Here is a 26103-nt window from a genome sequence, read left to right on the forward strand (position 1 = left end):
GCTCCGCGCACGTCACTCCGCGCGGAACGAGCGCAGCCGCAGGCTGTTCAGCACCACGAAGACGCTGGAGAACGCCATCGCGGCCCCCGCGACCAGCGGGCCGAGCAGGCCGGCCATCGCGAGCGGGATCGCCGCCACGTTGTAGGCGAAGGCCCAGAACAGGTTGCCCCGGATGACGCCCAGGGTCCGCCGGCCGAGCCGGAGCGCGTCGGGCACGCGGGCGAGGTCGTCGCCGACCAGGGTGACGTCGCTCGCCTCGATCGCCGCGTCGGAGCCGGCGCCCATCGCGATGCCGAGGTCGGCGGCGGCGAGGGCGGCCGCGTCGTTCACGCCGTCGCCGACGAAGGCGACCGTGCGGCCCTCGGACCGCAGCCGCTCGATCACCGCGAGCTTCTCCTCCGGCAGCACCTCGGCGACGACATCGTCGATCCCGACCGCGGCGGCGACGGCCGTGGCCGCGCGCGGGTTGTCGCCGGTCAGCATCAGCACGCGGAGCCCCCGGGAGCGGAGCGACGCGACGGTGCGCGCCGCCTCGGGCCGCGGCTCGTCGCGCAGGACGGCGAAGCCGCGCAGCTCGCCCTCCCAGCCGATCCCGACGACGGTGCCGCCGTCGGCCGCGGCCTGCTCGGCGCGGGCGGCGAGGTCGCCGGGCGCGTAGCCCCACTGCTCGTCGAGCCAGCGCAGGCGCCCGGCGACGACGAGGCGGCCGTCGACCCGTGCGCGCACACCGAAGCCGGCGCTCGCGCGGAATCCGGTCGCCTCGGGGACGGTCAGCCCGCGCTCCTCCGCGCCGCGCACGATCGCCGCGGCGAGGGGGTGCTCGGAGCCGCGCTCGACGGCCGCGAGCAGACGGAGCGACTCGTCGTCGCTCGCCGCCGCCACGGTGAAGGCGCCGGTGGTCAGCGTGCCGGTCTTGTCGAGGACGACGGTGTCGACGCGGCGGCTCGTCTCGAGCACCTCCGGTCCGCGGATCAGGATGCCGAGCTGCGAGCCGCGGCCCGTGCCGACGAGGACGGCGGTGGGCGTGGCGAGCCCGAGTGCGCAGGGGCAGGCGACGATCAGTACGGCGACGGCGGGCGAGACGGCGGCGGCGAGGTCGGCGCCGGCGAGCAGCCAGCCGACGAGGGTCGCCAGTGCGAGCACGACGACGACCGGCACGAAGACGGCGGAGACCCGGTCGGCGAGGCGCTGCACCCGCGCTTTGCCGGCCTGCGCCTGCGAGACGAGGCGGCCCATCCGGGCCAGGGTCGTGTCGGAGCCGACGCGGTCGACCCGGACGGTGAGCACGCCGTGCGCGTTGAGCACGCCGCCGGTGACGACGGAGCCGGGGCCGACCTCGACCGGCATGCTCTCGCCGGTCAGCAGGCTCGCGTCGACGGCGCTCGAGCCGTCGAGGACGGTGCCGTCGGCGGCGACGACCTCGCCGGGCCGGACGCGCAGGCGGTCGCCGACCGCGAGGGCCGTGGCGGGGACGCGCTCCTCGGTGCCGTCGGCCGCGACGCGGGTCGCCTCCTTCGCGCCGAGCTTCAGCAGCGCGCGCAGGGCCGCGCCGGCGTCGCGCTTCGAGCGGGCCTCGAGCCAGCGGCCTGCCAGCACCAGCACGGGGACCGCGGCGGCGACCTCGAGGTAGATCTCGTCGTGGCCGGAGCGGGTGCCGAGCAGCTCGAACGGCATGCTCATCCCGGGCCGGCCGGCGTCGCCGAGGAAGAGGGCGTACAGCGACCAGGCGAAGGCCGCGGTGGTGCCGAGGCTGATCAGGGTGTCCATCGTGGTCGTGCCGTGTCGCAGCGCCCGCCAGGCGGTGCGGTGGAAGGGCCAGGCACCCCAGACGGCGACGGGCGCGGCGAGGGTGAGGCAGAGCCACTGCCAGTTCGCGAACTGCAGCGCGGGGATCATCGACAGCAGCACGACCGGCGCGGCCAGCAGGGCCGAGACCGTGAGGCGGGTGCGCAGGACGCGGCGCTCGGACTCGGCGGCCTCCTCCTCGCGGGAGGGCGCGCCGTCGTCCGTGCCGTCGTCCGCCGCGGGCGCCGCTCCGGTGACCGTCGCCGTGTAGCCGGCGGCCTCGACCGCGGCGATCGCGTCGGCGGCCGTGGTGCCCTCGGGCAGCGCGAGCGTGGCGCGCTCCAGGGCGAGGTTGACGCTCGCGCGGACGCCGGGGAGCGCGTCCAGGCGGCGCTCGACCTTGGCGACGCAGGACGCGCAGGTCATCCCGCCGATCGCGAGCTCGAGCTCGGCGGGCGTCTCCGTGCGGCCGGTCGCGGCTGCGTCGGCCATCGCTGCGTCTGCCATCTCTGAGTCGGCCGTCTCAGGCCAGGGGCGCGAGGCGGTACCCGGCGTCGGCGACGGCGGCCGCGATCTCCTCGCGGCCGAGCGGACGGGAGGAGCCGACGGTGACGGTGGAGACGCCGTCGGGGAGGAGGGAGATGTCGATGCTGTCGACCTCGGGGTAGGCGGCGAGCTCCTCGGTGACGCTGCGGACGCAGTGCTCGCAGGTCATCCCGGCGACGCCGAAGCTCTGCACCGAGGTCCCCGCGGCGGAGCCGTGGCCGGACGCGTGGCCGGAGTCGTGACCGCCGCAGGCGCAGGCGCCACCCGACCCGCAGCCGCCCCCGGACCCGCCCGCGGCTCCCTTGGCGGTGAGTCCGAGATCGAGGTGCGCGGTCATGCTGTTCTCCTTGCGTGGGGCGGGGGACCCGGCGGAGGGATACCCCCCGGGGGTACTCCCATCGTAAGCCCGTCGGCGCTCGCGGGCAAGGCGGAGGCGGAAGGCGGGAGAATCGACGGAGGAGCGCCGCGGTCCCGAGTGCTCCGGGGGAGGGGACATGGCCGCCGCACCGACGCCCGACTGGGGCGCCCCGCCGCCGCACGCCTCCGCGCATCCGCTGCCCTCCGATCCACTGCCCCCGCGGCGCCGCTTCGAGCCGACCGCACTGATCACCTCACCGGCCGAGGTCCGCCGGGCGCGGGGCGCGCTCGCCGCGCAGCTGCGCCAGACGTCCCCGGCGAACCGGCGGCGGCTGGCCGAGTTCGCGGCGGTCGCCGACGGAGTCGCACTGCTGCGCGGCCGCGAGTTCGACCGGGCGCTGCGGCGGATCGCCGCCCCGGCCGCCGCCGTCGCACCGGACGCCACGGGCGTCGTCACCCTGGGTCCGGACGGACCGGCGCTCGCCGGGGAGCGTGCCGACGCCCTGGCCATCGCGGACTGGAGCGACGTCCTCTCGGTCGAGGTCGGCACGGTCGCGCACGGCGCCTTCCGCGTCCGGGCCGTCGTGCTCGCCGTACTGGCGGCCCGGCCGGAGCGGGGTGCCGCCGCGGGACAGGGCTTCCGCGGCCTGGTCTCTGAGGCGGCCCGGTCCTCCGCCGCCGCCCTCGCCGCGCGGGCGCGCCGCCGCGTGCTGGTGCCGCTCGTGGTCGCCACGCCGGGGCCGCTCGGCTGGACCGTCGCCGACGACCGCACCTTCCTCCTCGCCCTCGACCGGGTGCGCCGCGCGCACGGCGCCCGATGAGGGCCCGGCTGCCGTTCGCGCTCGCCGCGATCGGCGCGCTCGCGCTCGGACTCGCCCTGCGCTTCCTCCTGGCCGGCCTGCTCGCCGACCTCGCCGGCAGCGTCCTCTACGTCGTGCTCGTCGCGCTGCTGGTCTGCGTGCTGCTGCCGCGGATCCCGGCGGTGACCGCCGCGGGGATCGCCCTCGCCTGGTCGATCGCGATGGAGCAGCTCCAGGCGATCGGGGCCGCCGCTCGACTGGTCGAGGTGTGGCCGCCGCTGCGGCTCGTCGTCGGCAGCACCTTCTCCTGGCTGGACATCGCCGCGTACGTGCTCGGCGCGGTGGTCGCCGCCGCCGTGCTGATCGCGGTGGCGCCGCGCAGTCGCTTCGAGCGCGAGGAGCCGGGGCGGGACGAGCCGGGCCGCGGGGAGCCGGGGGAGCTCCGCCCGTAGGGTGGGCCCATGCACGAGGCGACACCGGCACTGCCCCCCGCGAACGACCGGGCGCACGCGGACGACCGGGCGCACGACACCCGCCGCGACCGCCGCACGCCGGAGCCCGTCGACCGCTTCGCCACCGGCGAGGAGTTCCCGGAGTACCGGGTCGACCTCGAGCGCATCCGGTTCTCGCCCTACTTCGCCCGGCTCTCCGCGGTGACGCAGGTGATCTCGCCCTCCGGCGTCGGCCAGGTCGTGCACAACCGGCTGACGCACTCGATCAAGGTCACCGCTGTCGCCCGCGCGATCGCGATGCAGCTGACCACCACCGACACCGCCCAGCGCGAGCTGGTCGAGCGCCTCGGCGGCTGCGACCCGGTCGTCGTGCAGGCGGCGGCCAGCGCGCACGACCTCGGCCACCCGCCGTTCGGGCACCTCGGCGAGCAGGCGCTCGACCGCCTGGCCCGCGAGAAGCTCGGCCTCGAGGAGGGCTTCGAGGGCAACGCGCAGTCGTTCCGGATCCTCTCCGAGCTCGACGTCTGCGAGACGGTCGAGGCGGGGCTCAACCTCACGGCCGCCTCGCGCGCCGCGGTCCTCAAGTACCCGTGGGGCCGCACCGTCTGCCGGCCGGACCTCGAGACCGCCGACCCGACCGAGCTGCCGCGCGGCTCGACCGCCAGCCGCTGGGAGACCGCGCCGCCCAAGTTCTCGGCCTACACCCTCGACCTCGACGACCTGCTCGACTCCCGCACCGGCTTCACCGCGATCGCGCCGTGGCAGCAGACGCTGGAGTGCTCGGTGATGGACGTGGCCGACGACATCGCCTACTCGCTGCACGACCTCGACGACTTCTACCGCGCGGGCGTGCTGCAGCAGGCGGCCGTCGCCGTGGAGTTCCGCGCGTTCCTCCGCGAGCAGAACGCGCTGGCCGCCCTCGACGCCGACGAGCTCTGGGCGCGGGCGCCCGGCCACTCGCTGGAGATGCTGCGGCGCCGGCTGGTGGCCCGCGACCCGTGGATCGCCAGCGACGAGCACTTCCGCTCCTCCGTCGAGCGGGTCTCGGCCGAGCTGGTGGAGGGTCTGCTCGCCGTCCCCTTCGACGGCTCCACCCGCACCGAGCGGGCGATCGAGTCCTTCGTCTCCTCCTGGATCGGCCGGCTGCAGCGCTCGGTGCTCGTGCTCGCCGAGCCGAACGTGCGCTCGGGCCACCTGACGCTGCTCCCCGATGCCTGGCACGACGTCGCGGTGCTCAAGTTCGTGCACACCCGCTTCGTCATCGACCGGCCCGACTTCGCGACCTATCAGCGCGGCCAGTCGCAGGTGCTCGGGACCCTGGTCACCCACCTCGACGCCTGGCTCGACGATCCGCGCGACGGCCCGCGCGCCCCGCAGAAGCTGCTCGACCTGATCGAGCTGGCGACCGACGGCTACTTCCGCCTCCGCGCCGACCGCCCCGAGTGGCTGCCGGCCGGCGAGCGTGGCCGCCCGCGCGTCGATGCGGAGTCGCTCCAGCGCCTCGGCCGGGCCCGCGGCGTCGTCGACTACGTGGCGACCCTCACCGACGAGCAGGCGATGGCGCTCGCCGCCCGCCTCCGCGGCGACCGCGAGCCCTGGGCGATGGGCACCTGAGGCGGCTCGCGCCGCCCGCTGCTGTCGTCCGCACCTCCGTCCCTGCTCGCCTCCGCCCGCACCTGCGCCGCACCTCCGCTGCACCTCCGCTGCACCTCCGCTGCACCTCCGGCTCGCGAAACCGGCCCCGGCTCGCGAGACCGGTGAATTCCGACGAGCCGAGGCGGTTCCCGCGAGCCGAACCTCGGCCGCCCGGGCCTCCGCCGACACCTCCGGCTCGCGATTCCGGCCTCGGCTCGCGGGTTCCGCCTGTTCCAGCGAGCCCGAGCTGTTTCTGCGAGCCGAACGTCGGCGGCCCGCACCTCCGGCTCGCACTTTCGGTCACGGCTCGTGGAATCCGCTCGTTCTGGCGAGCCGGGGCGGTTTCCGCGAGCCGCAGCTCGGCCGCCTGTTGTTGCGCCGACACCTCCGGCTCGCGGTTCCGGCCTCGGCTCGCGGGTTCCGGCTGTTCCAACGAGCCGAGGCTGTTTCCGAGAGCCGAGCGTCGGCGGCTCGGACCTCCGGCTCGCGGTTTCGGCTCCGGCTCGTGGAATCCGGCCGTTCTGGCGAGCCGGGGCTGCTTCCGCGAGCCGAAGCTCGGCCGCCTGTTCCTCCGCCGACACCTCCGGCTCGTGATTCCTGCCTCGGCTCGCGGGATCCGCCAGTTCCGGCGAGCCGAAGCTGTTTTCGCGAGCCGAACGTCGGTGACCCGGACCTCCGGCTCGCGATTCCGGTCTCGGCTCGCGAAACCAGGCTGTTTCAGCGAGCCGAGGCTGATAGCGCGAGCCGAACGTAGGCGGCCCGCACCTCCGGCTCGCGGTTTCGGCTCCGGCCCGTCGGATCCGCCTGTTTCGGCGAGCCGAAGCAGTCTCCGCGAGCCGGAGCTCGGCGGCCGTCACGTCCGGCTCGCGATCTCAGGTCCGGCTCGTGGAATCCGGCTGCTCCTGCGAGCCGAAGCCGTTTCCGCGAGCCGGAGGTGCGCCGAGCGCCGGGTGGTTGACACCGGAGGGTCGCCTGTGGCCACCCCGGAGGACACCGTCGAGAACGCGCGCGATTCCGCGCCAGCGCGCGCAGCAGACCCCCGGAGTGTGCATGTCGCCGCCGTCCAGCCCGCGTCCAGCAAGCGTCGGGTGAACGACAGCGTAAAATCACGGGGGCACATGCCGAGATCGACAACTCGATAGGGAGTTCCGTTGGACGGAAACGCAACGACCACGCACCGCAACGTCGCATTGCTGTCCGTCGCTACCACGATGGCCCCCCGGGTGACCACGTCGGAAGAGATCGACGCGCGACTGGCGCCGGCGCTGAAGCGGCTGCGACTCCCCACCGGACTCCTCCAGCGCGTCGCCGGCGTGCAGGAGCGGCGCAACTGGGGTCCCGAGCAGGGCTTCGACGGCGCCGCGATCGAGGCGGGCAAGCGCGCGCTGGCCGAGGCCGGCATCCGGCCCGACCAGATCGGGCTGATCATCAACACCTCGGTCACCCGCAAGCACCTCGAGCCCTCGGTCGCCGTGCGCCTGCACCACGGGCTCGGCCTGCCCTCCTCCGCGATCAACTTCGACATCGCGAACGCCTGCCTCGGCTTCGTCAACGGCATGACGCTCGCGGCCCAGCTGATCGACTCCGGCCAGATCAAGTACGCGATGATCATCGACGGCGAGGACGCCGACGAGATCCAGGTCAACACCATCGAGCGCCTCAGCCGCGAGGGCATCAAGCGCAAGGACTTCATGAGCGAGTTCGCGAGCCTGACCCTCGGGTCCGGCGCCGCGGCCGCGATCCTCGGCCCGGCCGACGAGCACCCCAAGGGCCACCGGATCCTCGGCGGCATCACCCGCGCGGCCACCCAGTTCAACGAGCTCTGCGTCGGCAGCGTCGACGGGATGTTCACCGACGCGAAGGCGCTGCTCAAGGGCGGCATGGAGCTCGTCGTCTCCGCCTGGAAGGAGGCGAAGCGCGACTGGAGCTGGGGCGGGATGGACCGCTACATCATGCATCAGGTGTCGGACGTGCACACCAACGCCTTCGTGAAGGCCGTCGGCATCGACCCCGAGCTGGTGCCCACCACCTACCCGACCCTCGGCAACGTCGGCCCCGCGTCGATCCCGATCACCCTCGCGCAGGAGTCGAAGACCCTCGAGCCGGGCCACCGCGTCCTGCTGCTGGGCGTCGGCTCCGGCATCAACACCGCGATGCTCGAGATCGCCTGGTGAGCGCCGCCGCCGGCCGGCACCCGGCCGCCAGGATCCGCCGCGCACTCGGCTCGACCTCGGCGGCGGAGCTGCCGCCGGCGGGACTGGACGGCCTCGATCCGTCCTGGTCGCGCCTCGTCGACGCGCCCGACGCGCACGGCGTCCCGCGCCGCTGGCACCTGCTCGACACCGCCGACGCTCTGGGGGACGTCGAGCCGCTCGGCACGATCCTCTGCGTGCACGGGAACCCGACCTGGTCCTACCTCTGGCGCGCCCTCGCCGCCGCCACCGTTGCGGCCGCCCGCCGCGGCGAGCCGGCCTGGCGCGTCGTCGCCGTCGACCAGCTCGAGATGGGCTTCTCCGAGCGCACCGGCGAGCTGCACGCCCTCGCCGACCGCGTGCGCGAGCTCTCGAACCTCACCGACGTCCTCGGCCTGACCGACGTCGTCACCCTCGGCCACGACTGGGGCGGAGTCGTCTCGCTCGGCTGGGCGGTCGACCACCCCGAGCTGCTGCGCGGCACGATGCTGCTCAACACCGCGATCCACCAGCCGGCCGACGCGCCGATCCCCGCGCCGCTGCGGCTCGCGCTCGCCTCCGGCGTCCTCGGCGCCTCGACCGTCGGCACGCCCGCGTTCCTCGAGACGACGCTCGCCCTCGGGCACCCGGCGATCCCGGCCGCGGTCAAGGACGGCTACCGCGCGCCCTACCGCTCGGCGGAGCGACGGGGCGGGGTCGGCGGGTTCGTCGCCGACATCCCGGTCGGCCCCGCGCACCCGAGCCACGCCGAGCTGGAGCGGATCGCCGCGGGCGTCCGCGCGCTGGAGACCCCCGCGCTGCTGCTCTGGGGCCCGCTGGACCCGATCTTCTCGGACCGCTACCTCGACGACCTCGTCGACCGCCTCCCGCACGCGCAGGTGCACCGCTTCGAGGGCACCGGCCACCTGCTCGCGGAGGACGTCGACTACTCCGCCGCCGTCCTCACCTGGCTCGGCGACGTCACCGCCGGTGTCCAGGCGCCCGACGTGCAGCGCCCGACCGTGCCGATCGAGCCGCTCTGGCGGCACCTCGACGAGCGCGTCGAGGACGACTCGCTCGCGCTGGTCGAGATGGCGCCGCCCGGCGGAGGCGGACCGCGCTCCGTGTCCTGGCGGCTGCTCTCGCAGCGCGTCCGCGAGCTGGCCGCGGGGCTCCGCGCCTCGGGCGTCGCGCCGGGCGACCGCGTCTCGCTGCTGGTGCCGCCCGGTGCCGACCTCACCGCCCTGCTCTACGCCTGCCTGCGGATCGGGGCCGTCGTGGTCGTCGCCGACGCGGGCCTGGGCCTGCGCGGGCTGACCCGCGCCGTCCGCGGCGCCTGGCCGGACCTCGTCGTCGGCGCGCTGCCCGGGCTCGCCGTCGCCCGCGCGCTCGGCTGGCCGGGCGGTCGCGTCTCGACGCAGACCCTGCCAAGCGCCTCCGCCCGCGCCCTCGGCGTCGACACCTCGCTCGGGCAGCTGATCGAGCTCGGCCGCGCGGAGCTCGAAGCCTCCGCCGACGCGCTCGGCGAGGCTCCCGCGGCCGACGCGACCGCCGCGATCCTCTTCACCTCCGGATCGACCGGACCCGCGAAGGGCGTCGTCTACACGCACCGCCAGCTCGCCGGCGTCCGCGACGCCCTGGCCCGCCAGTACGGCATCGGACCGGGGACCGGACTCGTCGCCGGCTTCGCGCCGTTCGCCCTCCTCGGCCCGGCGCTCGGCACCCGCTCCGCGACGCCGGACATGGACGTCACCTCGCCGCGGACGCTCACCGCGCGGGCAGTGGCCGCCGCGGCGTCGCGCGTCGACGCCACCGTCCTCTTCCTCTCGCCCGCCGCGCTCGCCAACGTGGTCGCCACCGCGGGCGACCTCGACGCCGACGACCACCGCGCGCTCGCCGGCGTCCGCACCTTCCTCTCGGCCGGCGCGCCCGTCGCCGAGGGCCTGCTGGCGCAGGCGCAGGCGCTGATGCCGAACGCCTCGGCCCGCACGCCCTACGGGATGACGGAGGGCCTGCTGCTGACCGACGCGTCGCTCGAGGGCATCCGCGCGGCCGCCGCCGCCGACGATCCGCGCGGGGGAGTCTGCGTCGGGGTCCCGGCCGCGGGTGTCCGCCTCCGGATCGCGCCGCTCGACGACGACGGACAGGCGGCCGCCGAGCCGGCCGAGCTCGTCGGCGTCACCGGCGAGATCGTCGTCTCCGCCGGGCACGTCGAGGACCACTACGAGCGGCTCTGGCTGACCGACCGCGCCGCGCGCCGCGGCGCCGTCCCGGGCGAGCGCTGGCACCGCACGGGAGACGTCGGGCGGATCGACGCCGACGGCCGGCTCTGGGTCGAGGGCCGGCTGCCGCACGTGATCGTCACGGCCGAGGGCGTCGTCACGCCCGTCGGGCCGGAGCAGCGGATCGAGGCGCGCGTCGCCGCGGTCTCCCGCGCCGCGATCGTCGGCGTCGGGCCGCGGGGAATCGCGCAGCTGGTCGCCGTCGTCGAGCGGCACGAGGGTGCCCGCCGCACGCAGCTCGCCTCCGAGGAGCTCGCCGCCGAGGTCCGCGCGGCCGTCGGCGCACCGGTCGCGGCCGTGCTCGTCGTGCCGGCGCTGCCGACCGACATCCGGCACAACTCCAAGATCGACCGGGCCGCGCTGGCGCGCTGGGCGGAGTCGATCCTCGCCGGCGGCCGGATGGTCGCGCCGTGAGGGTCCTCGTCACCGGCACCAGCGGGCTGCTCGGCGGCGCCGTCGCGGCGGGGCTCGTCGCGGCGGGGCACGAGGTCCGCACGTTCCAGCGCCGTCCGTCGGGAGTGAGCGGGGTGGAGGACGTCCGCGGCTCGCTGGCCGACGCGGGCGCCGTCGGGGCCGCGGTCGAGGGCTGCGAGGGAGTCGTGCATCTCGCGGCGAAGGTCTCGCTCGCGGGCGATCCCGCCGACTTCGTCCGGGTGAACGTCGACGGGACCAGGGATCTGCTGGCGGCCGCCGCTCGCGCAGGTGTCCGGAGCTTCGTCCAGGTGTCGTCGCCGTCCGTCGCGCACGCCGGCGCCTCGATCATCGGCGAGGGCGCCGAGCCCGCCGATCCCGAGCGGGCCCGCGGCGATTACGCGCGCACGAAGGCGCGGGCCGAGCTGCTGGCGCTGGCCGCCGACGCGCCGGGCTTCGCCGTGGTCGCGGTGCGTCCGCACCTGGTCTGGGGGCCGGGGGACACCCAGCTCGTGGCGCGCATCGTCGAGCGCGCCCGCACCGGCCGGCTGCCGCTGCTCGGCGACGGCCAGGCGCTCATCGACTCCACCTACATCGACAACGCCGCCTCGGCGATCGTCGCCGCGCTCGGCCGGGCGGAGGCGGTGCCCGGCCGCGCGTACGTCGTCACCAACGGCGAGCCGCGGCCGGTGGCCGAGCTGCTCGCCGGGATCTGCCGCGCCGCCGGCGTGCGGCCGCCGGCCTGGTCGGTGCCCGCGGGCGTCGCGCGCGCCGCCGGCTCGCTCGTCGAGCGCGTCTGGGCGGTGCGCCCGGGCGAGGACGAGCCGCCGATGACCCGCTTCCTCGCCGAGCAGCTCTCGACCGCGCACTGGTTCGACCAGCGAGCGACCCGCGCCGACCTCCAGTGGACGCCCGCGGTCACCCTCGACGAGGGCCTCGCCCGCCTGGCCGCCTCCTACCGCTGAGACGACGGACGCCCCCCCGCGCGAGTGCGCGAGGGGCGTCCATCGGAATGCGGTGGCTTTCTCCCTGCTGATCGAGTAGCCCGCGCAGCGGGCGTATCGAGATCCACCACCGTTCGGAGCTGGGTCTGCAGTCCCGCCCTGCTGAGCACGCCGGGTCTCGATACGCCCCTGCGGGGCTGCTCGACCAGCATGAGGCGGGCCTGCTCGGCCAACATGGACTGCGCGATCTGCGGGGCTACTCGACCAGCATGATCGCCGCCACCGCAGGACCGCGCCCCGTTCATGCTGATCGAGTAGCCCGCTCCGCGGGCGTATCGAGATCCACCACCGTTCGGAGGTGGGTCTGCAGTCCCGCCCTGCTGAGCACGCCGGGTCTCGATACGCCCCTGCGGGGCTGCTCGACCACCATGAGGCGGGGCTGCTCGACCAGCATGAGGCAGGGCCGCTCGACCGGCACACCGGCGGCCGAACCTCGTCAGTCCGCGAGGATCAGGTACAGCGCGCGGCGGGTCTCGTCGAGCTTCGCGGAGGCGGCGGCGCGCTGCGCCTCCGAGGCTCCGCGGAACTGCTGGACGACGCCCATCAGCTTGCCGATGTTCTCGACGAACTCGCGGTCCGCGTCGCTCGCTCCGGGAGTGGCCTCCCAGGCGGCGGCGAGCTCGTCGGCGTGCTCGCGCACGTAGGTGCCGCCCGCGTCGGTGAGCTGGTACTCGGTGCCGCGGCCCTCGCCGACGGCCGTGATGAGGCCCTCATCGACGAGCTGCTGGAGCGTGGGGTAGACCGAGCCGGGGCTGGGGCGCCACGAGCCGTTGGTCTTCTCGGCGATCGCCTTGATCAGGCCGTAGCCGTTCGAGGACTTCTCGGCGAGGAGGGAGAGCAGGGCGGCGCGGACGTCGCCCCGTCGGGCCCGTCCGCCGCCGCGGCCGAAGCCGGGGCCGCCGAAGCCGGGGCCGAAGCCGCCGAAGCCCGGGCCGAAGCCGAAGCCGGGACCGAAGCCGCGGCCGTGTCCGCCGGGGCCGCGGCGCTCGCGGCGGCCGGGCTGGTCGTGGCCGCCGTGGCCGTGGTCGTGGTCGCCGTGCGAGCGGTCGAAGCGGTCGCTGTGGTCGTGGAAGGAGTTCCTGGTGTTCATGGTGTCTCTTCTCGTGTCAGGGGATTCCTCTCGAAATCCGTCTCGCCCGTCGGAGTGAGTGCTCACGATCTGTCGGCGATGTAGTAACGATATATCGGCGACAATCACTCGTCAAGCACGAGTTTCGAACTACGCTCGAGGGACCCCCACCGGAAGGCCCCTCCGCATGCCGCTGTCCGCCGCCGCGCTCGCCGCGATCCTCGACGAGTCGCTCCTCACCGGCGCCGTCCTCACCGGCCGCGCGAGCAACCTCGGCAACCTCCGCCGCCTGGCCGCCCGTGAGCCCGCCCACCTCTACGGCGTCGACGTCGCCGAGCACTGGGACGTCGAGAGCCTGCTCGCCCTGATGGGGGAGCGGGTCGGCATCAGCACCGACCCCGCGTTCGAGCACGGCCAGGACCGGATCGACGCCGCGCTCACCGTCGCCGCGCTCGACGCCTACCGCGACCGCTTCGCCCGCGCCGTCCGCGAGGGCGCGCTGATCCTCTTCGCCACCGCGCACCCCGCGACCCTGCTGGACGTCTACCGTCGGCTCGCCGCGGCCGCGACGGCGGCGGGCGCCCGCGTGATCGACGTGAACGCCCTCCCGTTCGCCCGCCCCGACGGCATCCGGGTCGCTCTGGCCGACGAGCACCAGCGGCTGTGGTGCACCGGCGGCGTCACCTGCGCCTACCGCGGCGGCAGCCTGCAGCACACCCACTCGGCCGAGCCGATGAACGCCCTGCTCGACGAGCTCGAGGCGCTCGGCATCCGCCCTGACCTCGTCGTCGCCGACCACGGCTGGGCGGGCGCGTCCGGGCGGCGCGGCCTCCCGACGATCGCCATCGCCGACTGCAACGACCCCGCCGTCTTCGTCGCCGAGGCGCAGGGCTCGATCGAGGTGGTCGTCCCGATCGACGACGGCCTCGCCGTGCACCTCTACGAGCCGGTGATCGCCTACCTCCTGGACGGCCTCGACGCCACCTCCGAGCCCGCTCGGACCTCCGGCTCGTAGACTCGTCCAATGCTCGTCGGGATCCTGTGATCCGGCGAGCCGTGCGCGTTCCCGCGAGCCCGAGGTCAGCCCTCGCCACCACTTCCCAGACGGAGCATCCGTGACCCAGCCCCAGGACGGCCTCCTCCCGCGCTTCGCCGTCGGCGTCGACATCGGCGGCACCTCGATCAAGGCCTCCCTCGTCGACGTGACCACCGGCGAGCGCGCCGCCCGCCGCTTCGCCGTCGCGAACCCCGTCGGCAAGGAGCCCGAGGACTTCGCCGCGGCCATCGCCGGCATCGTCCGCGACGTCTCGCCGATCGCCGGCACGCCCGTCGGCGTCGGCTTCCCCGGCATCGTCCGCGGCGGCATCGTGCGGCAGACCACCCACGTCTCGCAGCGCTGGGTCGGGATCGACGCGCAGGCCCTGCTGTCCGAGGCGACCGGTGTCGACGTCGTCGTCGTCAACGACGCGGACGCCGCAGGGGTCGCCGAGCGCGAGTTCGGCGCGATGCGCGACCGCGAGGGCCTCTGCCTGCTCACCACCCTCGGCACCGGGATCGGCACCGCGCTGGTCTACGAGGGCGAGGTCATCCCCAACTCCGAGCTCGGCCACGTGCACATCGACGGCCCCGACTTCGAGCCGCGCGTCGGCTTCTCCGCCGTCCGCCGCGAGGGCATCACCCTCGAGGAGTGGGCGGGACGCCTCAACGTCTACTACCGGCACCTCGAGATGCTGCTCTCGCCGCAGCTCTTCGTGATCGGCGGAGCGGCGGCGCACGTCTTCGACGAGTTCGCCCGCTTCCTCGACCTCGGCACCGAGATCGTCTCCGCCCGCTTCGGCAACGACGCCGGCTTCACCGGCGCGGCCATGGTCGCCGTCTCGCCCGACCGCCTCGCCCCCTGGTACCGCTCCACCCGCGGCGCCCACTTCGACCCGGGCACCCCGGCCATCGCCGACTGACCGCCTGCGGAGCCGCGGAGCAGCGCCCCTATGGTGGTCGAGTAGCCGCATCGCGGCGTATCGAGACCCGCGCACCGGACGACGGTGGATCTCGATACGCCCTCTGCGAGGGCTGCTCGATCCGCGTGTCGGCGTCAGCGCCCCCGCAGCAGCCCGCGGTAGAGCGCGTCCAGGCGCGCCGCCGCGGCCGCCCAGGTGTGGGCCGCCGCCCACTGCACGCCGCCGCGGCCGAGACGCGCGCGCTCGGCGTCGTCGGCGAGCAGCCGGCCGATCTCCGCCGCCCACACCGCCGGGTCGCCGGAGTCGATGAGCACGCCGCTCTCGCCGTCGCGCACCGCGTCGACCAGCCCGGTCGTCCGCCGCGCGAGCACCGGCGTCGCACTCGCCGCCGCCTCGAGCGCGATCAGCCCGAACGTCTCCGCCGCCGACGGCACCAGCGCGAGCCGCGCCCCGCGCAGCAGCGCCGCCGCCGTCTCCCGGTCTGCCACGCCCTCGAAGCGCACCCACTCGTCCACGCCGAGCTCCTGCGCCGCCGCGCGCACCTCCTCCAGGTACCCCTCGCGTCCCGGCGCCGGCCCGCCCGCCAGCCGCAGCAGCGGCCGCTCGCCCACCGGGATCCGCGCCAGCGCCTGCACCGCCAGCAGCTGCCCCTTCAGCGGCTGCACTCGCCCGAGCAGCACGATCTCCCGCGCGCGCTCGCCGTCACCCGGCGAGAACCGCGCATCGACCCCCGGCGGCACGACCAGCACGCGCGCCGGATCCACCCCGTAGCCGTCCACGACGTCCGACCGCTCCGACGCCCCCGCGACCACCACCGCGTCCGCCGAGCCCAGCACCGAGCGCTCGGCGCGGATCCGCTCCTCCGGCTCCCGCACGTCGCCCGGCACCAGCCGCACGTTCTTCGCCAGCGAGTTCGAGTGCATCGAGTGCACGTGCGGAGCGCCGGTCAGCGCCCCCGCCAGCCCCGACACCCAGTAGTGCGAGTGCACGACGTCCGCACCCACGGCGGCCTCGGCGAACGCCGGCGCGGAGGCGGCCAGCGCGTACTTGTCGGCCGCCTCGACCGGCACGCCGACGACCGAGACCCCCGGCGCGAGCCGCCGCACGCCCTCGCCGCGGGTGAGCACGGTGACCTCCCAGCCGAGCGCCGCGAGCTCGGGCAGCACCCCGGCGAGGTACACGTTCATCCCGCCGGCGTCGCCGGTCGAGGGCTGCTCGAGGGGCGAGGTGTGCGCCGAGACGATCGACAGGCGGGGCATCCGTCCATCGTAGGAGCGGGCGCGGAGGGCGCGGATCCCGCCCCGCGGCTCCCGGCGCCTCCGGAATCGGGTTGAATGGACGGATGCGCTCCGGTCGGTGCGCGGAGAGCGTGAGGTCCATGGCCCGCCAGAGTCCCCCCGAAGAGGTGCTGCCCCCCTCGGCCGCGCCCGGGGCCGAGGGCCGCGAACCCTTCAGCGAGCAGGACATCCGGGGACTCGTCGGCACCGCCGCCCTCGACAAGGGCGTCGCCTACGCCGACGAGGGCCGCGTCGCCGAGCTGCAGTGGTTCGGCGGGCGCACCCGGCTCTTCGGCCAGGTCCGCGGCTCCGGCCGCTCGCCCTACGCCGTGAGCGTGCAGCTGCGCGACGAGGGCGACCACTCGATCCTCCTCGGCGGCGCCTGCAGCTGCCCGGTCAAGCACGAGTGCAAGCACGTCGCCGCCGTCCTGATCGAGGCGCTGCGCCGCGAGCGCGAGGGCGCCCTGAGCGGCCCGTTCCCCGGCGAGGCCGCCGTCGACGCGGTCCCGGAGTGGCGCAGCGCCCTCGCGCCGCTGCTCGCGGGCGCCGAGCGCTCGCACTCCGGCATCCCGCTCGGCCTCCAGTTCGAGCTCCTCCCCGGCGAGCCCGTGCGCCGCCCGCCCGGCCGCTACAACAGCTACCGTCCGCCGCCCGAGCCGCGCCCGCGCCTCGGCGTCCGCCCGGTGCGGATGGGCGACCGCGACCGCTGGGTCCGCACCGGCACCAGCTGGCGCGACCTCGGCTACCTCCACTACAGCCACGACTACGACGAGCGCCAGATCGACGTCGTCCGCGAGATGCAGGGCCTGCTCTCCGGGCACAGCGCCTCCAGCTACTACTCGCCCGACACCTGGCTCTACCTCGACCAGTGCCGGAGCGAGGCGATCTGGGCGGCCCTGCACGGCGCCGTCCGCGCCGGCATCGGCCTGGTCATGGGCGACCGCGACCAGACCCCGCTTAAGATCCTCGACACCACCGCCACGGCGTCCATCGACGTCACCCGCACCCCGGCCGGCCTCGAGCTGCGCTCGCTCGTCGCGATCGGCGACCACCCGGCGCCCGAGCACTTCGGCTTCATCGGCGACCCCGCCGTCGGCCTCTACACCTGGGACGAGGGCGACGAGCTGCGCGGCAAGGCCGTCACGCTCGTGCCGTTCGCGGCGCCGCTGGTCTCCTCCGCCCGGACCTTCCTCTGGAGCAACGAGCCGATCCGCATCCCGGAGCAGGAGGAGTCGGCGTTCCTCACAGAGCACTACCAGCGCCTGCACCGCCTCTTCGACATCGTCTCGCGCGACGGCTCCTTCGAGGCACCGCCCGTCCCCGAGCCGCGGCTCGGCCTCACCCTCGAGCACACCGAGGGCGCGGGACTCCGCGGCTCCTGGTGGTGGCGCTACGGCATCGAGGGCGGCCGCGGCACCGAGGCCGAGCGCCTGCCGCTCCGGCTGGACGACGAGTCCGGCTACCGCGACGCCGAGGCCGAGCAGCGGATCCTCGACTCGCTCGGCGGCGCCGGCATCGACCCGGAGTCGACGCCCGCCCTGGTCTCGCCGTCGAGCCGCCGCCTCCGCCCCACCTTCGACCTGCGCGGCATGCAGACCGTCGGCTTCCTCACCGGCGAGGTCGAGCGCCTGCGCGAGCTCGGCACCGTCGAGATCGAGGAGATCGGCCAGCGCGTCGAGTACCGCGAGGCGGAGACCGCCCCGGTCGTCGCCGTGCAGACGGTCGCCCAGCCGGACAGCCGCGACTGGTTCAACCTCGAGATCTCGGTCACGGTCAACGACGAGGCGGTCCCGCTCGCCGAGATCTTCCTCGCCCTGGCCCGCGGCGACGAGTACATGGTGCTGCCGAGCGGCGTCTACTTCGCGCTGGACGACGAGCGCTTCGGCCGCCTCCGCGAGCTGATCGCCGAGGCGCGCGAGCTCTCGGACGACCCGAGTGAGACGCTGCGGATCAGCCGCTTCCAGTCCTCGCTCTGGGACGAGCTGGTCGAGCTCGGCGTCGTCGAGGCGCAGGCCGCGGCCTGGCGCCGCTCGGTCGAGGGCCTCTCCGGCTTCACCGCGACCGGCGCCCTCGAGTCGCGCGCCCTGCCCGAGGGCTTCGCCGTCGAGCTGCGGCCGTACCAGCAGCTCGGCTACGACTGGCTGTCCTTCCTCTACGACAACCAGCTCGGCGGCGTCCTCGCCGACGACATGGGCCTCGGCAAGACCGTGCAGTCGCTCGCGCTGGTCACCCGGGTGATGCAGGAGCAGCGCGCGGCCGCCGCGAGCGCCGGCACCTCGCCCCGCCCGTTCCTCGTCGTCGCCCCGACGAGCGTCGTGCCCAACTGGGTCGGGGAGGCCAAGCGCTTCGCCCCCGACCTGCGCGTGGTCGGCATCGACGAGACCTCGAAGAAGAAGCGCAAGGCGCTGTCGACGACGATCGGCGAGGCCGAGCTGGTCGTCACCTCCTACGCCCTCTTCCGCCTCGACTACGAGTCCTACGCCGGGATCCAGTGGTCCGGCTTCCTGCTCGACGAGGCGCAGTTCGTCAAGAACCGCCAGTCGGCCACCCACCAGCTCGCCCGGCGCCTCGACGTGCCGTTCAAGCTCGCCATCACGGGCACGCCGATGGAGAACAACGTGATGGAGCTCTGGTCGCTGCTGTCGATCGTCGCTCCGGGCCTCTTCCCCTCGCCGGCCGGCTTCGCCGAGTACTACCAGAAGCCGATCGAGCGCGACGCCGACACCGAGCGGCTCAGCCAGCTGCGCCGCCGCATCCGCCCGCTGATGCTCCGCCGCACCAAGGAGCTCGTCGCCACGGAGCTGCCGCCCAAGCAGGAGCAGACCATCGAGGTCGAGCTCGGCACCCGCCAGCGCAAGGTCTACGACACCTACCTCGCCCGCGAGCGGCAGCGGGTGCTCGGCCTGATCGGCGACTTCGAGAAGAACCGCTTCGCGATCTTCCGCGCCCTCACCGTGCTCCGCCAGGTCGCGCTCGACGCGGCCCTGGTCGACGAGGCGCACGCCACGGTGCCGTCGACCAAGCTCGACCTGCTCGACGAGCTCCTCGCCGACGCGCTCGCCGAGGGGCACCGGGTGCTGGTCTTCAGCCAGTTCACCCGCTTCCTCGGCCGGGTGCGCGGCCGGCTCGACGCGGCCGGCGTCGAGTACGCCTACCTCGACGGCGCCACCAAGAAGCGCGACGAGGTGATCGACCGCTTCCGCTCCGGCGAGGCGGGCGTCTTCCTCATCTCGCTGAAGGCGGGCGGCTTCGGTCTCAACCTCACCGAGGCCGACTACTGCATCCTGCTCGACCCGTGGTGGAACCCGGCGACGGAGTCGCAGGCCGTCGACCGCGCGCACCGCATCGGCCAGACCCGCTCGGTGATGGTCTACCGGCTCGTCGCGAAGGACACCATCGAGGAGAAGGTGATGGCGCTCAAGGAGGCGAAGGCCGCCCTGTTCGCGGCCGTGATGTCCGACGACGGCGCGGCGGCGACCGGCGGCATCACCGCGGAGGACGTGCGCGAGCTGCTGGGCTGAGCGGCCCGGGTCGGCACGGGTCCGGTCAGCAGGCCGGGTCCGCGAGCGCCTTCACGAACGCGCCGGTCTGGTAGACGTACTCGTAGGCCCAGTCGCCGAGCGTGTACGGCTCGCCGGAGGACACCATCGACAGCTCGCCGTCGAAGCAGCGGCCGAGCAGCAGCCGCGCCCGGGCGATGTGCGGGGTCTGCGTGATGACGACGACGCTGTCCCAGTGGTCCGCCCGCGCGTCGTCGGCCAGGGCGCGCGCCTCGCCCTGGGTGGTCCCGGGCTCGGCGGTGAAGCAGATCACGTCCATGTCCGGCTCGTCGCAGGCGACCACGTCGTTCTCGCCCGGAGCCGCGGCCAGATCCGAGGCCCAGACCGAGATCACCAGGGTGTCGGCCACTCCCGCCTCGACGAGGTCGCGGCCGAGCTCGGTGCGCGCGCGGGTGGGCGGCCCGAGGACGAGCACCGCGTCGGCGTGCTCCGGCACCGGATCGATCGCGGGCAGCACGTAGACGGGGATCCCGGCGCCGACCACCAGCACGAGCGCGGCGAGGGCGCCGACGCCGAGGCGCCGTGCCAGCCGTCCTGCTCCGTGCATGCGTCTCCTCGCGAACCCCGGCGGTCACCGTACCCCAGGGAGGTGACACGGGTGTTTCGGCGGATCGGGACTCCGGCGTCACGCGGACCGCGTCCCGCTGCGCCCGCAAGCCCCCGATCGCAGCCGGCAGTGCGCGGACCGAACTCTGACATCCTGTGTCTTCGGAGCACGGGACGGTGACTCGTGGCGCTCCCGCGACGCCGTGGCGGTCGCTCCTCCTCGACAGAAGGACAGGCGATGGCTGAACCGACACTGGTGGACGTCGCGCGCATCGCGGGGGTGTCCCGCGCGACCGCCGCGCGCGTGCTCGCGGGCCGGACCAACGTCGACGCCGGCATGACCGCCGCCGTGGAGCGCGCCGCGAAGCAGCTGGGCTACGAGGCGAACGGCGCCGCCCGCATGCTGCGCGGGGGACGCGCGGGCTCGATCGCGCTGATCGTCGCTTTCGAGGATCTCGACCGCCTGCCCGGGACGATCCTCACGGCGGTCCTGAAGGGCGCCGCGGCGAGCCTGCACGCCCAGGGGGTCCAGCCGGTCCTGCTGCCCGCGGACTACGACGACAGGGGCCGCGTCGCCCGGCTCCTCCGCACGCGCGCGGTCGACGGGGCCGTCGTGATCCTGCAGAACGAGATGACCCAGGTGACCCAGGAGCTGGCCGACTCTCCGGCCCCGATCGCCTGGGTGGGACGGCCGCGGGTCGCCCTCGCGGACGACGCGCTCGTGATCGATGCGGACAACTACGGGGGAGGGAGGCTCGCCGCACGAGTGCTGGCCGAGTCCGGCCGTCGGCGACTCGGCATCATCACGGGCCCCCACGACATGAAGCCCGCCCGTGAGCGGCTGCGCGGCTGGCGCGACGAACTGGAGCACCTGGGCATCGACTACGCGCCCCTCGCGCACGGTGCGTTCACGGTCGAGAGCGGCGTGACCGCGATGGTGCGCCTCCTGCAGCGCTACCCCGATCTCGACGGGATCTTCGCCTCCTCCGACCTGATGGCGCACGGCGCGATCCACGTCCTCCGGGCCGCGGGGCGGCGCGTGCCGACGGACGTCTCGGTCGTGGGCTTCGACGACGTCGTCATCGCGACCACGACGGACCCGCCGATCACGACGATCCGCCAGCCCCTCGCGGAGATGGGCCGCATCGCCGCCGAGACCGTCGTCGCCGTCCTGCAGGGACGCGAGGTCGACCGGCAGCGGATCCTGCCCGTGAGCCTCGTCCAGCGGGAATCCGCGTAGCGCGGAGGGCGTCCTCGAGAGGCGCGGCGCTCAGGGTCGCCGCCCGCTCAGTCCGCGACCAGCGACCGCAGCTCCCGCACCCCCGCGACCACGTCGGCCCCGACGCGCCCCGCCTGCACCGCCGCGCGCAGCGGCAGCGTGCGGTGCGGCCGCAGCAGCCGCCGCGCCGCCGTGCAGGGCAGCGCGTAGAGCGCGACGACGCCCGCGTCGATCCCGTCGAGTCCGCCGTCGTCGCGGCCGAAGACCAGCTCGCGTCCCTCGCGGGCCAGCTCCTCGGGCAGCGCCGCCTCGCCGACCGGCAGGCGCGCGGCGGCGAGCACGGCGGCCGCGACGATCCGGCGGCGCAGCGGCCGGCCGATCGTGTCCGCCGCGAGCTCGCCGAAGAAGTCGGCGTGCCGCTCGAGGATCGCGGCGACGGTCTCGGCGAGCCGCTCCATCTCGGGGTGCAGTGACAACCGGGCGAGGCGACGGTAGGCGTGCAGCGCGATCTGCGCGTCGACCGCCAGCGCGAGGGCGATGGGCCCCGCGAGCAGCCGGGACGAGCGGTCGCGCAGCACCCGGCTCCGGACCACGGGCTCGGCCGGGCCGGTCTCGACGCCGCGGATCCGCGGCGAGGCCGCCAGCACCTCGCCGAGCGCATCGGCGATCCGGTGCCGCTCGGCGGCCCAGGTCGTCGCGAACGACCGCACCCGCGGATCGGGGTGCGCCCGCGCGAGCGGCAGCACCCGCACGACGGCCGCGTGCTCGAGAGCGCGGAGGTAGGCGGACGCGACGATCGCCTCGCGATCCAGCGGCGCCTCCTCGAACTCGCGGATCGAGAAGTGGTCGCGGAGGCTGCCGTGCGCGCTGCGACGGTAGCTCTCCACGTCGAACGGTTCCGCGATGCCCATGCTCCACCCGCCTTCGCCTCGACCGTACCGCCATCCCGGGCCCGGAACCTGAACGGCGGAAGGTCCGCCGCTGCCAGACTGGAGCCCGCGCGCCGCCCGGCCGCGGGACGGGGCGGAGATGGGGTCTCGCGGGTCCGCGGTCGCCGCGATCCTCCTCGCCGCGGTCTGCTTCGGCACCACCGGCACCGCGCAGTCGCTGGGCGCCCAGGGCGTCGATCCGCTGCTGCTCGGCGCCGCCCGGATCGTGCTCGGCGGGGCGCTGCTGGCCGCCCTGCTCGGCGTCGAGACGGCGCGCGCTCCCCGCCGCGCCGCCCGGAGGCCGCGCGTCTCGACGGTGCTGCTCGTCCTCCTCGGTGCGGCCGGCGTCGCCGCGTACCAGCCCGCCTTCTTCACCGGCACCGCCGAGAACGGCGTCGCGGTCGGCACGATCGTCGCGCTCGGCTCCGCCCCCGCCTTCACCGGACTGCTCGAGTGGCTCCTGCTGCGCTCCGCCCCGAGCCCGCGCTGGTTCGCCTCGACCGCGCTCGCCGCGGTCGGCGTCGTGCTGCTCGCCGGCCTGCTGACCGGCGGCGCCGCGGGCGGAGTCTCCGTGCTCGGTCTCGCCGGCTCGGCCGGAGCCGGCGCCGCCTACGCGCTCTACGCCGTCTGCGGCAAGCTGCTGCTCGAGCGCGGCTTCACTCCGGCCGCCGCGATGGGCGCCCAGTTCGGCACCGCCGCGCTGCTCGCACTGCCGGTCCTGCTCGCGGGCGACCCCGGACGCCTCGCCGGCTCCCTCCCCGCCGTGCTCTGGCTCGGCGTGGTGACCGTCGCGGTCGCCTACACCTTCTTCGCGCGGGGCTTGCGCCTCCTGCCCGCCGCCACGGTCTCGACGCTCACCCTCGTCGAGCCCGCGACGGCGACCCTCCTCGGCGTCGCCCTGCTCGGCGAGCGGCTGACACCGGACGCGGTCGCCGGCATCGCCGTCCTGGTGCTCGCCGTGCTGCTCCTGGCGCTGCCCGCGCGCCGGGGGAGTGCGCGCCGCAGGAGGCCCGAGGTCGTCGCCCCTGAGGCGCCGTCGAGCCTCGCGGAGTAGCCTCTGCCCTGCCGCGGCGCCCGAGCGCCTCACCGATCGACGACGAGGGGCGGATGAGATGACCAACCCCTGGCTCGCCCTGCCCGGCAGCGGTCGTCGCCGCCCGCTGGTCGAGGCCTCCTGGGAGCGGGCGCGCCGCCACCGCCTCGATCCCGAGCGGCTCACGGCCCCGCTGTCCTTCTCGAGCGACGAGCTGCGCGACTACCGGATGGGCCACCCGCTCGCCTCCGTGCTGCCCGTCATCCGGCGCCTCCTCGTCCGCGACGCCGACGAGGACAGCGGCGTGCTCGTCGCGGTCGGCGACGCCCTGGGTCGGCTGCTCTGGATCGACGGCGACCAGGCGCTGAAGAGCTCCGCCGAGCGGATGCTCTTCGTCGAGGGAGCGGCCTGGGCCGAGCCCGACGTCGGCACCTCCGCTCCCGGCACCGCCCTCGTCCTCGATCACGGCGTGCAGATCCACGGCGCCGAGCACTTCGCCTCCCTCGTCCACCCCTGGAGCTGCACCGCGGTGCCGATCCACGACCCCGAGACCCACGAGATCCTCGGTGTGATCGACATCACCGGCGGCGCCGAGGTCGTCGCCCCGCAGACCCTTCCGCTGATGGAGGCGACCGCGGCGGCCGTCGAGAGCCAGCTGATGGTGCAGCGACTGCAGCGCCCGCGCCGCGCGCAGCCCCGCCGCTCGCCACCCCGGCCCGCGGCGGCCCGCGCGCCGAGCCTGCGCGTCCTCGGCCGCGAGACCGGCGTCGTCACCGCCGACGGCGTCGAGCTCGAGCTCTCCACCCGGCACGCCGAGATCCTCACCCTCCTCGCCTGGCACCGCGCGGGGCTGTCCGCCGAGGCGCTCGCCCAGCTGCTCTACGGGCGGGAGGACGCGGTGGTCACCGTGCGCGCCGAGATGGTGCGCCTGCGCCGGATCCTCGAGCCGCGCCTCCCGAGGCTGGTGCCGCTCTCGCGCCCGTACCGCCTGGCCAGTCCGGTCGACCTCGACGCGCGCCAGGTCGTCGGCCTGCTCGACCGCGGCGCGCACCGGCTCGCCCTCGACGCCTACGCCGGCGCCCCGCTGCCCGGCTCCGAGGCCCCGGGCATCCGCGCGATCGCCGACGAGCTGCGCGCCCGCGTCCGCGCCACCGTGCTCACCAGCGCTGCCGCGGAGACGCTGCTCGCCTACGCGCACGGGCCCGACGGCCATGACGACGCGGAGGTCTGGGCCGAGCTGCTGCGGATCCTGCCGCGCCGCTCGCCCCGCCGCGCCGGCATCGTCGCGCACCTGGAGGAGCTCGAGGCCGAGCAGCGCTGACCCGTGTCCGGCCGTCGCCTCCGTCGCCGCGCGGCCGTGCAACGGCGTGCAACCTCCCGCGACGTACGGTCGGACCGAGCGCGACACCCCGCACTCACCCGACAACGACGTCGATGGAGGTCCACATGACGCTGTACGCCGACCCGGTAGCCGACCAGGCACCGAAGGAACCGGAGTCCACGGTCTACGCCAACCCGGGCACGGAGGGATCCGTCGCCTCGTTCCGCTCCCGGTACGACCACTTCATCGGAGGCGAGTACGTCGCCCCCGCGAAGGGCCAGTACTTCGAGAACATCACCCCGATCACCGGGAAGCCCTTCTGCGAGATCGCCCGCGGCACCGCCGAGGACATCGACCGCGCGGTCGAGGCCGGCTGGAAGGCCTTCCCGAGCTGGGGCAAGACCAGCCCCGCCGAGCGCGCGAACGTCCTGCTGCGCATCGCCGACCGGATGGAGGCGAACCTCGAGCTGCTCGCGGTCGCCGAGACCTGGGAGAACGGCAAGCCGGTGCGCGAGACTCTCGCCGCCGACATCCCCCTCGCGATCGACCACTTCCGCTACTTCGCCGGCGCCCTGCGCGCCCAGGAGGGCGGCGTCTCCGAGATCGACCACGACACCATCGCGTACCACTTCCACGAGCCGCTCGGCGTGGTCGGCCAGATCATCCCCTGGAACTTCCCGATCCTGATGGCCGTGTGGAAGCTCGCCCCTGCGCTCGCCGCCGGCAACTGCATCGTGCTCAAGCCGGCCGAGCAGACCCCCGCCTCGATCCACGTCCTGATGGACCTGATCCACGACCTGCTGCCCGCCGGCGTCCTCAACATCGTCAACGGCTTCGGGATCGAGGCCGGCGCTCCGCTCGCCTCGCACCCGCGGATCCGCAAGATCGCCTTCACCGGCGAGACGACCACAGGCCGCCTGATCATGCAGTACGCGAGCGAGAACCTCATCCCGGTCACCCTCGAGCTCGGCGGCAAGAGCCCCAACGTGTTCTTCGCCGACGTGGCCGCCGAGCGCGACTCCTTCTACGACAAGGCGCTCGAGGGCTTCTCGTTCTTCGCCCTCAACCAGGGCGAGGTCTGCACCTGCCCCTCCCGCGCCCTCGTGCAGAAGTCCATCTACGACGACTTCGTCGGCGACGGACTCGAGCGCGTCGGCCGGATCAAGCAGGGCAACCCGCTCGACGTCTCGACGATGATCGGCGCCCAGGCCTCCAACGACCAGCTGGAGAAGATCCTCTCCTACATGGACATCGGCAAGCAGGAGGGCGCGAAGCTGCTCATCGGCGGCGACCGCGCCGACCTCGGCGGCGAGCTCAGCGGCGGCTACTACGTCAACCCGACGGTCTTCGAGGGGCGCAACTCCATGCGCATCTTCCAGGAGGAGATCTTCGGCCCCGTCCTCGCCCTCACCTCGTTCGAGGACTTCGACGACGGCATCGCCATCGCCAACGACACCCTCTACGGCCTCGGCGCCGGAGTCTGGAGCCGCAACGGCGCCCAGCTCTACCGCGCCGGACGCGCCATCGAGGCCGGCCGCGTCTGGTCCAACACCTACCACCAGTACCCGGCCCACGCGGCCTTCGGCGGCTACAAGCAGTCCGGCATCGGCCGCGAGAACCACAAGATGATGCTCGACCACTACCAGCAGACGAAGAACCTCCTCGTCAGCTACGCGGAAGGGCCCATGGGCTTTTTTTGAGTTGTCGTGCGGCGATTCCTCGCTCCGCTCGTCATCACCGCCGCAGTC

19 protein-coding genes are annotated in these 26103 nt (G+C 74.7%); 13 read left to right on the plus strand and 6 right to left on the minus strand.

Annotated elements, in window-relative coordinates; genetic code table 11:
* Window positions 1-12: 12 nt before the first annotated feature.
* Together EDF45_RS14425 and EDF45_RS21810 are read right to left on the minus strand one after the other, a co-directional pair.
* Window positions 13-2277 carry a cation-translocating P-type ATPase gene (locus EDF45_RS14425; RefSeq protein ID WP_123736740.1) on the minus strand — a complete coding sequence of 755 codons (2265 nt, stop codon included), beginning with the start codon at window positions 2275-2277 and terminating at the stop codon, window positions 13-15.
* Window positions 2278-2308: 31 nt separating this feature from the next.
* Window positions 2309-2668: a heavy-metal-associated domain-containing protein gene (locus EDF45_RS21810; RefSeq protein ID WP_123736741.1), complete on the minus strand. Its 360-nt coding sequence runs from the start codon at window positions 2666-2668 to the stop codon at window positions 2309-2311.
* A 157-nt stretch (window positions 2669-2825) separates the two neighbouring features.
* Here EDF45_RS21810 and EDF45_RS14435 point away from each other — a divergent pair, with 157 nt between their 5' ends.
* From EDF45_RS14435 to EDF45_RS14460, 6 genes are all read left to right on the plus strand, one after another.
* Entirely contained in the window at window positions 2826-3509 is a 684-nt protein-coding gene (locus EDF45_RS14435) for a hypothetical protein (protein ID WP_123736742.1), read from the plus strand.
* Window positions 3506-3940 carry a DUF2809 domain-containing protein gene (locus EDF45_RS14440; RefSeq protein ID WP_123736743.1) on the plus strand — a complete coding sequence of 145 codons (435 nt, stop codon included), beginning with the start codon at window positions 3506-3508 and terminating at the stop codon, window positions 3938-3940. Before EDF45_RS14435 ends, EDF45_RS14440 begins: the two co-directional genes overlap by 4 nt.
* A 9-nt stretch (window positions 3941-3949) precedes the next feature.
* Complete coding sequence (locus EDF45_RS14445; protein WP_123446646.1) at window positions 3950-5554, plus strand: deoxyguanosinetriphosphate triphosphohydrolase family protein; 1605 nt, start codon at window positions 3950-3952, stop codon at window positions 5552-5554.
* A 1232-nt stretch (window positions 5555-6786) separates the two neighbouring features.
* Window positions 6787-7749, plus strand: a complete 963-nt coding sequence (locus EDF45_RS14450; protein ID WP_372487889.1) for a 3-oxoacyl-ACP synthase III — start codon at window positions 6787-6789, stop codon at window positions 7747-7749.
* Complete coding sequence (locus EDF45_RS14455) at window positions 7746-10442, plus strand: alpha/beta fold hydrolase (protein WP_260312214.1); 2697 nt, start codon at window positions 7746-7748, stop codon at window positions 10440-10442. The genes EDF45_RS14450 and EDF45_RS14455 overlap by 4 nt, the downstream gene beginning before the upstream one ends.
* Window positions 10439-11404, plus strand: a complete 966-nt coding sequence (locus EDF45_RS14460; protein WP_123736744.1) for an NAD(P)-dependent oxidoreductase — start codon at window positions 10439-10441, stop codon at window positions 11402-11404. Before EDF45_RS14455 ends, EDF45_RS14460 begins: the two co-directional genes overlap by 4 nt.
* 475 nt (window positions 11405-11879) lie before the next feature.
* Here EDF45_RS14460 and EDF45_RS14465 read toward each other — a convergent pair whose 3' ends face one another.
* A complete protein-coding gene (locus EDF45_RS14465) occupies window positions 11880-12533 on the minus strand; it encodes a PadR family transcriptional regulator (RefSeq protein ID WP_123736745.1) in 654 nt (217 codons plus the stop codon).
* A gap of 166 nt (window positions 12534-12699) precedes the next feature.
* Here EDF45_RS14465 and EDF45_RS14470 point away from each other — a divergent pair, with 166 nt between their 5' ends.
* The gene (locus EDF45_RS14470) at window positions 12700-13527 is read left to right on the plus strand and encodes a phosphatase (protein WP_123736746.1); all 828 of its coding nucleotides are present in this window, start codon (window positions 12700-12702) and stop codon (window positions 13525-13527) included.
* Window positions 13528-13627: 100 nt separating this feature from the next.
* Window positions 13628-14470, plus strand: coding sequence for an ROK family protein (locus EDF45_RS14475; RefSeq protein WP_123446641.1), 843 nt, complete (start codon window positions 13628-13630; stop codon window positions 14468-14470).
* A 134-nt stretch (window positions 14471-14604) separates the two neighbouring features.
* Here EDF45_RS14475 and EDF45_RS14480 read toward each other — a convergent pair whose 3' ends face one another.
* Window positions 14605-15729: a glycosyltransferase gene (locus EDF45_RS14480; RefSeq protein ID WP_123736747.1), complete on the minus strand. Its 1125-nt coding sequence runs from the start codon at window positions 15727-15729 to the stop codon at window positions 14605-14607.
* A gap of 119 nt (window positions 15730-15848) precedes the next feature.
* Here EDF45_RS14480 and EDF45_RS14485 point away from each other — a divergent pair, with 119 nt between their 5' ends.
* Window positions 15849-19268, plus strand: a complete 3420-nt coding sequence (locus EDF45_RS14485; protein WP_148060297.1) for a DEAD/DEAH box helicase — start codon at window positions 15849-15851, stop codon at window positions 19266-19268.
* A gap of 25 nt (window positions 19269-19293) precedes the next feature.
* Here the strand turns inward: EDF45_RS14485 and EDF45_RS14490 are convergent, their stop codons facing one another.
* Window positions 19294-19854: a hypothetical protein gene (locus tag EDF45_RS14490; RefSeq protein ID WP_123736749.1), complete on the minus strand. Its 561-nt coding sequence runs from the start codon at window positions 19852-19854 to the stop codon at window positions 19294-19296.
* Window positions 19855-20091: 237 nt separating this feature from the next.
* Here EDF45_RS14490 and EDF45_RS14495 point away from each other — a divergent pair, with 237 nt between their 5' ends.
* On the plus strand, window positions 20092-21093 hold the full coding sequence (locus EDF45_RS14495; RefSeq protein ID WP_123736750.1) for a LacI family DNA-binding transcriptional regulator: 1002 nt from the start codon (window positions 20092-20094) through the stop codon (window positions 21091-21093).
* 47 nt (window positions 21094-21140) lie between these two features.
* On the opposite strand, the gene EDF45_RS14500 is transcribed toward EDF45_RS14495, so the two are convergent.
* Window positions 21141-21983, minus strand: a complete 843-nt coding sequence (locus tag EDF45_RS14500) for a ferritin-like domain-containing protein (RefSeq protein ID WP_123736751.1) — start codon at window positions 21981-21983, stop codon at window positions 21141-21143.
* 118 nt (window positions 21984-22101) lie between these two features.
* Between EDF45_RS14500 and EDF45_RS14505 the strand changes: the two genes are divergently transcribed.
* From EDF45_RS14505 to EDF45_RS14515, 3 genes are all read left to right on the plus strand, one after another.
* Entirely contained in the window at window positions 22102-23055 is a 954-nt protein-coding gene (locus EDF45_RS14505) for a DMT family transporter (protein ID WP_123736752.1), read from the plus strand.
* Between the two features lie 58 nt (window positions 23056-23113).
* Complete coding sequence (locus EDF45_RS14510; protein WP_123736753.1) at window positions 23114-24355, plus strand: helix-turn-helix domain-containing protein; 1242 nt, start codon at window positions 23114-23116, stop codon at window positions 24353-24355.
* A gap of 125 nt (window positions 24356-24480) precedes the next feature.
* The gene (locus tag EDF45_RS14515) at window positions 24481-26055 is read left to right on the plus strand and encodes an aldehyde dehydrogenase family protein (RefSeq protein WP_123736754.1); all 1575 of its coding nucleotides are present in this window, start codon (window positions 24481-24483) and stop codon (window positions 26053-26055) included.
* The last annotated feature ends 48 nt before the right edge of the window (window positions 26056-26103 follow it).

Source organism: Rathayibacter sp. PhB186, from assembly GCF_003751825.1.
In the GTDB taxonomy this organism is placed as follows: domain Bacteria; phylum Actinomycetota; class Actinomycetes; order Actinomycetales; family Microbacteriaceae; genus Rathayibacter; species Rathayibacter festucae.

Coding starts and splice junctions, on each gene's coding strand:
- EDF45_RS14515 (WP_123736754.1), top strand. CDS start 24,481: ATGACGCTGTACGCCGACCCGGTAGCCGACCAGGCACCGAAGGAACCG.
- EDF45_RS14445 (WP_123446646.1), top strand. CDS start 3,950: ATGCACGAGGCGACACCGGCACTGCCCCCCGCGAACGACCGGGCGCAC.
- EDF45_RS21810 (WP_123736741.1), bottom strand. CDS start 2,668: ATGACCGCGCACCTCGATCTCGGACTCACCGCCAAGGGAGCCGCGGGC.
- EDF45_RS14480 (WP_123736747.1), bottom strand. CDS start 15,729: ATGCCCCGCCTGTCGATCGTCTCGGCGCACACCTCGCCCCTCGAGCAG.
- EDF45_RS14490 (WP_123736749.1), bottom strand. CDS start 19,854: ATGCACGGAGCAGGACGGCTGGCACGGCGCCTCGGCGTCGGCGCCCTC.
- EDF45_RS14510 (WP_123736753.1), top strand. CDS start 23,114: ATGACCAACCCCTGGCTCGCCCTGCCCGGCAGCGGTCGTCGCCGCCCG.
- EDF45_RS14440 (WP_123736743.1), top strand. CDS start 3,506: ATGAGGGCCCGGCTGCCGTTCGCGCTCGCCGCGATCGGCGCGCTCGCG.
- EDF45_RS14505 (WP_123736752.1), top strand. CDS start 22,102: ATGGGGTCTCGCGGGTCCGCGGTCGCCGCGATCCTCCTCGCCGCGGTC.
- EDF45_RS14450 (WP_372487889.1), top strand. CDS start 6,787: ATGGCCCCCCGGGTGACCACGTCGGAAGAGATCGACGCGCGACTGGCG.
- EDF45_RS14435 (WP_123736742.1), top strand. CDS start 2,826: ATGGCCGCCGCACCGACGCCCGACTGGGGCGCCCCGCCGCCGCACGCC.
- EDF45_RS14485 (WP_148060297.1), top strand. CDS start 15,849: ATGGCCCGCCAGAGTCCCCCCGAAGAGGTGCTGCCCCCCTCGGCCGCG.
- EDF45_RS14425 (WP_123736740.1), bottom strand. CDS start 2,277: ATGGCCGACGCAGCCGCGACCGGCCGCACGGAGACGCCCGCCGAGCTC.
- EDF45_RS14500 (WP_123736751.1), bottom strand. CDS start 21,983: ATGGGCATCGCGGAACCGTTCGACGTGGAGAGCTACCGTCGCAGCGCG.
- EDF45_RS14470 (WP_123736746.1), top strand. CDS start 12,700: ATGCCGCTGTCCGCCGCCGCGCTCGCCGCGATCCTCGACGAGTCGCTC.
- EDF45_RS14495 (WP_123736750.1), top strand. CDS start 20,092: ATGGCTGAACCGACACTGGTGGACGTCGCGCGCATCGCGGGGGTGTCC.
- EDF45_RS14465 (WP_123736745.1), bottom strand. CDS start 12,533: ATGAACACCAGGAACTCCTTCCACGACCACAGCGACCGCTTCGACCGC.